Annotated in this window: 1 protein-coding gene and 4 pseudogenes; 2 read left to right on the top strand and 3 right to left on the bottom strand. The window is 33.2% G+C overall.

What is annotated here, in order from left to right:
* Positions 1-210 (top strand): annotated as a pseudogene (locus ACFIQE_RS08425) (phage terminase large subunit); the annotation flags it as partial.
* 1,440 nt (positions 211-1,650) lie between these two features.
* On the opposite strand, the pseudogene ACFIQE_RS08420 reads toward ACFIQE_RS08425, so the two are convergent.
* Both ACFIQE_RS08420 and ACFIQE_RS08415 read right to left on the bottom strand, forming a co-directional pair.
* Positions 1,651-2,399, bottom strand: a pseudogene (locus ACFIQE_RS08420) (hypothetical protein).
* An 80-nt stretch (positions 2,400-2,479) separates the two neighbouring features.
* Positions 2,480-3,309, bottom strand: a pseudogene (locus ACFIQE_RS08415) (hypothetical protein).
* 1,484 nt (positions 3,310-4,793) lie between these two features.
* Here ACFIQE_RS08415 and ACFIQE_RS08410 point away from each other — a divergent pair.
* Positions 4,794-5,444 carry a hypothetical protein gene (locus tag ACFIQE_RS08410; protein ID WP_375707527.1) on the top strand — a complete coding sequence of 217 codons (651 nt, stop codon included), beginning with the start codon at positions 4,794-4,796 and terminating at the stop codon, positions 5,442-5,444.
* A gap of 150 nt (positions 5,445-5,594) precedes the next feature.
* Here the strand turns inward: ACFIQE_RS08410 and ACFIQE_RS08405 are convergent.
* A pseudogene (locus tag ACFIQE_RS08405) lies at positions 5,595-5,816 on the bottom strand (type ISP restriction/modification enzyme); the annotation flags it as partial.

The raw sequence follows: 5,816 nt of genomic DNA, 5'->3' as shown, positions 1-5,816 counted from the left end.
TGTTGGGTTGATGAGGCAGAGCCCGTTACAGAGACAGCTTGGCAAACGCTTATACCGACTTTGCGAGAAGAAGGAGAGGGATGGCGGGCAGAATTATGGGTGACATAGAACCCGTTGCGTGAGAATGCCCCCGTTGAGAAGCGGTTTCGCTTTTCAGACAATGAGGCAATCAAGCGTGTTGAGATCAACTGGTCAGACAATGTAAGATATAATGTAAAAAAACACAATAAAGTCAATAGTTTGTTTGTAATTATTTTATATGAATCCACTCAAGAATCCATCTTTTTATACGTGATTCATTTGATCATTTTTTATAGAAGATTGCCATGTATGAATAGACCATAAAAAGCAAATCATGATGCAAATATTATAACGCATGTAAATGTTCAAAAGAAATGAAAAGCCGATATCACTCATAACAGTTTATAAGTTTTATGATACGTTTTTATCATAGCACAAATCACATTGTTTAAAATTTAGTTGTTTGAAATTATCGATTATACGTTTAAAGAATGGTATGAGTTTTGCTCTTTTTTGAGCGAAACCTTAAAAAGGAATAACCCTTTGAAACTGTCATAAGCTTATAGGTTTAATTTATAAAGATTGCATAAAAGGATTTAAAGACAAGATCGATTTTAAAACCACGGTATTTTTTACCGAGGTAGGAAATAAAGGTAATGAAATTCAAAACGCTATATCTTATGAAATGAAAAGCCTTTTAATGAAATAGATTGCAGGCTAATCTTTAAAAACGGAACTATATTTGCTTCCACAAAAAAATGGAAGCGAACAATGCCATGGCAGTAGAGTTACTATCTACTTTAGACTTGGTACTAAAAAACGTTTTAAAAGTTATAGTTTAAAAATACGAAACCAAATGAGGTCCCCTCAAATTTGAGGGCATCTATTTAGACAAAGATAAGCAGGTAAAATACGAAACCGTTGTAACATTATAAGGCATGAGATTTTACTTAATTTTGCTAGCCAAATATAGAGCGATTAATTTGCAAAAAAGTTATGTTTAAAAGAAACTTATGAAAGCCTTTCTAAATACTGTTTAACGTTTGAAACAGATGTTTATAAGCAATTATAAGCTTATGATCCTTACTTTTGTAAAAAAAAACGCTGCTTTTGTCTTATGAGAGATTGTTTTGAAAACCAACGTTTGCAAATATAAAAAACGGGTTTTGATAAAGTTACCAAGCGTTTTGATTTGTTGATAGGTTTTGATTTTAGACAATGTGTTATTTGAATTTACTCAACTCAATTTTAAGGTCAGTATATTGGAACGTTTTAAAAGAAGTATTTTGATCATGGGCTTTGTTTTATATGAACCTCTTTAAGATAAAGACGTTATGATTAATACGTTTGATAGCCATAACAAGCGTTTTATAGGCTCTCTCATTCAAATGAGTGATTAAAGATCATACGCATTATTTACATTCCTTTTGATAAGTTTTCATATCTCTAATAGAGCGCTTGCAATATGATACGTTTTGTATATATGCATTCATTACTCCATTGTGGATGATTATTTTTCTATCATTATAATCGTTATTTGAAAGCCGCGTCATATCACTTGACACGGCTTTTTTTGCATTCTTCTATAATGCGTTTATAGCCATCAAGAAGGCACCCCCATGTCTATTTTTATTCTGTTTCATCAACAATCTTGACAAGGTTATCACTTTCATAAACTTCATAATTTATAGGAACTTCCTTTACTTTGCTTTTCTTGGTTAATTTCGCATTGCCATAAGCGCGACCCCAGACCTTAGTATAGAATAAAACCTTGGCATTGCCAAAAACAGAGCCATAAATTTCAGCACAACCGCCCACCAAAGCACCGCCATAGACCTTGCCATGTATTTTTGCACGACCATTAATAAAGGCATAATTATAAACCTTGGCATAGCTATGAATACGAGCCGAGCCAGCAACAATGGCACGACCATAGACCCTTGCATAACTAAAAACCGTAGCATCATAAGAAACATGAGCATAATCATAAATATGAGCATCAGCAAGAACGCGGGCAGCACCACTCACATGAGCATACCCATAAACATGAGCATTGCCATAGACACAAGCATGGTCATAAATTTTTGCGTATTGAGAGATGAAAGCCTTGCCATAGATTTCACAATTCCCATAGACTTGACCACAAACTTGAGAAAATGCCGTATTTTTGCATTTTCAGAAACGACGGCATAGCCATAGACACAAGCTTTATCATAAACCCAGCAATTGCCATCATGGGATAGATTAGCTTCCTTTTCAATAAAGCCCCCTAAATCCCCCGTCTTAACATCATCAAAATCTTTTAAAGCACGAATGCGATAAAGAGTTTTATTATTAAATACACGTGGCTCATTTGTGAGTGCAAACTTTTTTTGCATAGCACAATTCCTTTATAAAGAGATTTAAATTTTTAAATGAAATGTTAAAAGGGGGCGCCCCCGCCGCGCCCGCGCGTTATTTACGCAACTTTATTTATATCCTGATCAGCACCACAGACATCTTCAGAAAATTTCTTATTTTCTTTAAGCACAGCATTGCCATAAATCGTTGTAAATTGGCAAATTTGTGCTTTTCCACTCACATGAGCATTATCATGAATTTTTGCAAAAGGACCAACACGCGCCGAGCCAAAAACCTTGGCATTGTCATAAATATTGCTACCATCATAAACTATAGCTTTATCAAAAACATGAGCATTGCCATAAGCTTTTGACCACGCAGCAAGGCGTGATTTACCTTAGACATGGGCATCATTAAACACAAGCCCACTCACATGAGCATTTTCATATACACGGGCATTATCGTAAATAAGAGCCCCTTCAGTAATAACGGCATTATCACTCACAACGGCATTGCCAAAAACATAGCCACCAATTTTTGCATTGCCATTAATGATTGCATTGTCATAAACACGTGCTTTATCACTCAAAACCCATGCCTTATCACTAATCACGGCATTACCATAAACCCTAGCATAATTCACAACACAGGCATTATTGCGTATTTTTGCATTTTCGGAAACGCTTGCTTGGATAACCATAGCATTATCATAGACCCAGCAATTGCCTTTATGAGACAGATCACTTTCATCTTTAATAAAGCCACCTAAATCCCCGCCTTGACATCAGAAAAGTCTCTTAAAGCTTTAATGCGGTGTAAAGTCACACCGTTAACAACGCGGTTTTCATTAGTAAGTTCATATTTTTTTGCAGGCTCTTGTTTATTAACAGATGCAGTTTCATTTGCAATGTTAGAGAGAACGGGGGTGTTGTTTGATATATTTGTCATATTTAAAACCTTGATGTTAATATTGTTTTGAATTGACACCCTATAAGGGCGTCGGGCGCTCAAAACACGGCATCAAGTCCGTTGTTACGCTTTTCTCATAAGAGTATTGTATAGCGTAACTACACCCGACATAATCGTTATATGCTAATGACAGCATAAAAAAAAGCCAGTATTTTAAAGAGATGGGAGAGGTTGTTCGTAACCTACCCGCTTGATGTTTAGTGTTTTGATCACTTGATTATTTATATAACAAAATACGTATTTATTATCAAATAATATTTTATCTTTTTTGATATTTTTTGTATTTTTTAAATTGCATTGTGTATTAATGTTATCATGTGCTTATGAATTGCTTCTTTTATATTTATATTCTTTTAAAGCTATATTATGGGCGTTCTTAAACGATTGCGTTATGTTTTGAATCTATAAATTTATAATATTTAGAAACGCTCTCATAATGCGTATTTTTAACTTTATAACCTATCAGTTTTTTTACTAAATGAATTTTAATTTTTTTGTGAATTTTGTTTATAACACGTTTGCAACTTAACAGCTTTTTATAGAGATGATCTTGATAACCAACGCTTTCATTTGTATTTTTGCTTTATTTAAACAAAGCTACTGTTTTTACGCATTCTCTATAGTTGTTAAATGCTTTATAGCCATGGCATCATTTTTATAAGAGAAACGATAAATAGGATAATTGTAATTTATAAACCGTTATGAAAACATCTCAATAGAAACTGATAATTATAGAGATTAGCAAAATCCTTTTTAATAGGCTTTTGTTATTTTGATTAGTTCTTTTTAAAAGATAAAATTATATTTTTAGTGAGTGATTAACACGTGTCTTATGAAAAGCGTATGAAATTAAAAATTGATTACGTTATCAAAATCCCTTTTATGCATTTTAATCAGTTCTTTTGAATGATAACCTTATGATTTAGAGAATGATTACAACGTGCTTTATGAAAATCATGTGATTCTTTAAAGCTTTTCAAAAGATAGCTTGTAACTCATAAGAGATGCTATCAAGATCATTATGGTTATGAGTTTTGACAGGGTTTTGAGTTTTGAGGGTTGCCCCTTTTAGATAAAAAAACGATAAAAATTAAAAATGTTATTTTTCAATATGTTAATATTTTATAGATCTTAAAAAAACAACTCATATTGATAATATAACCTCTAAATTCAATCAATAATATACGTTTTGAGGGGGGTTTGACGATTTTTACACCTTCAAAACCTATAAGCAAAATGAATATACATAACTCTCTTTAAACAAAGCTTTTGAAAAGCATAAAGTTATCATTTTAGATTACGATATAATCTTTTAAAGGCAATTCAAAAGAAGCCTATTCACTTTAAGATGGGATTTCTTAAATTTTGCAAAACAATCTAAAAAAATTATTTAAAAGTTTAAATCGTATCTTTAATTTGAATTATAAATACATTATTAGACTTTTGATATTAATCAAAGGTTTATGATGATGAAGTTTTTTATTTTATTTTGTTTGTTAATACTCACAGCTTGTGGTCCTTGGGATAATCAAGTAACACACTTGACCGGAATTGTTGATCCAAACTACAAGGGACGATTTCAAACCAAAAAGGTGGTTATAGGAGGTGTTGGCATGTCTATTTCTGAGCAAAAAGAACTTGAAGACACCTTTGAGAAATCCCTCGTTAAATACAATGTACAGATATTGAGAGGATTAGAACTTTTCCCTCCAACTCGTAATTATTCCTATAACGAGAAAGAGAAAATTATAACAAATAAAGGCGCAGATGCACTCCTAATAGTTAGCGTTGATAATCGTGATATATCACAGACGTATATCCCGCCAACATATCATCTAGGAACCTCTACAAGTACTATTTCGGAAGTTGGACACTTTACTACCATAAGAACTGTAACGACACCAGGTTATGTGAGCGGTGGATATAATATTAGTAAGCCCGGCATAAGCGTTAGTGTTTACCTTATTCACAATACAAAAAACAAAGAAACCATATGGCTAGCAAAAGGCTCTAGCAATGGAAATGCTTTTGCATCATTTTCTAATCTCATAGTAAGCGTTGCAGAAACAACTGTCGAGAAACTAGCCAAAGAGGGGCTTATCGTCCCAAAGTAGAGTATCTAAAAGTGCAAGTTTCTTCTTTTTAGAATAACGCATATTAAGATTATATGTAAGCAATGTATAAAGGGGTATAGGAACCTATAGGTATAAGACCTTATACCCCTATGCGTTTAGCATCCCCATTATGTGAGCATGCTTTATAAGTTATTCAGTTTCTCTTATTTCTAATTTTGGTAAGTTCTTAACGATTTTCATGGTTTCTAAACTTACGGTAATAACCCTTTAAAACAATTCCAATGGATAAGCAGGGTTGCCAACGGTTTCAACAGCATAGCGATTGGCATCATTCACAATGCCGCTCTTTTTATCAGTCTTTACACATTGCCGTTCCATAACCCATTCAAGAGCGGGTTTACCATTGACGAT

It is taken from the genome of Bartonella sp. AA1HLJMS (assembly GCF_042197445.1).
Lineage (GTDB): Bacteria > Pseudomonadota > Alphaproteobacteria > Rhizobiales > Rhizobiaceae > Bartonella.
Note: the sequence above shows the minus strand (reverse complement) of the source record. Positions and strands in the feature narration are given on the sequence as shown.

What these genes read in the sequence shown, in the direction of transcription:
- ACFIQE_RS08410 (WP_375707527.1), top strand. Translation starts at nt 4,794, where the DNA reads ATGATGATGAAGTTTTTTATTTTATTTTGTTTGTTAATACTCACAGCT.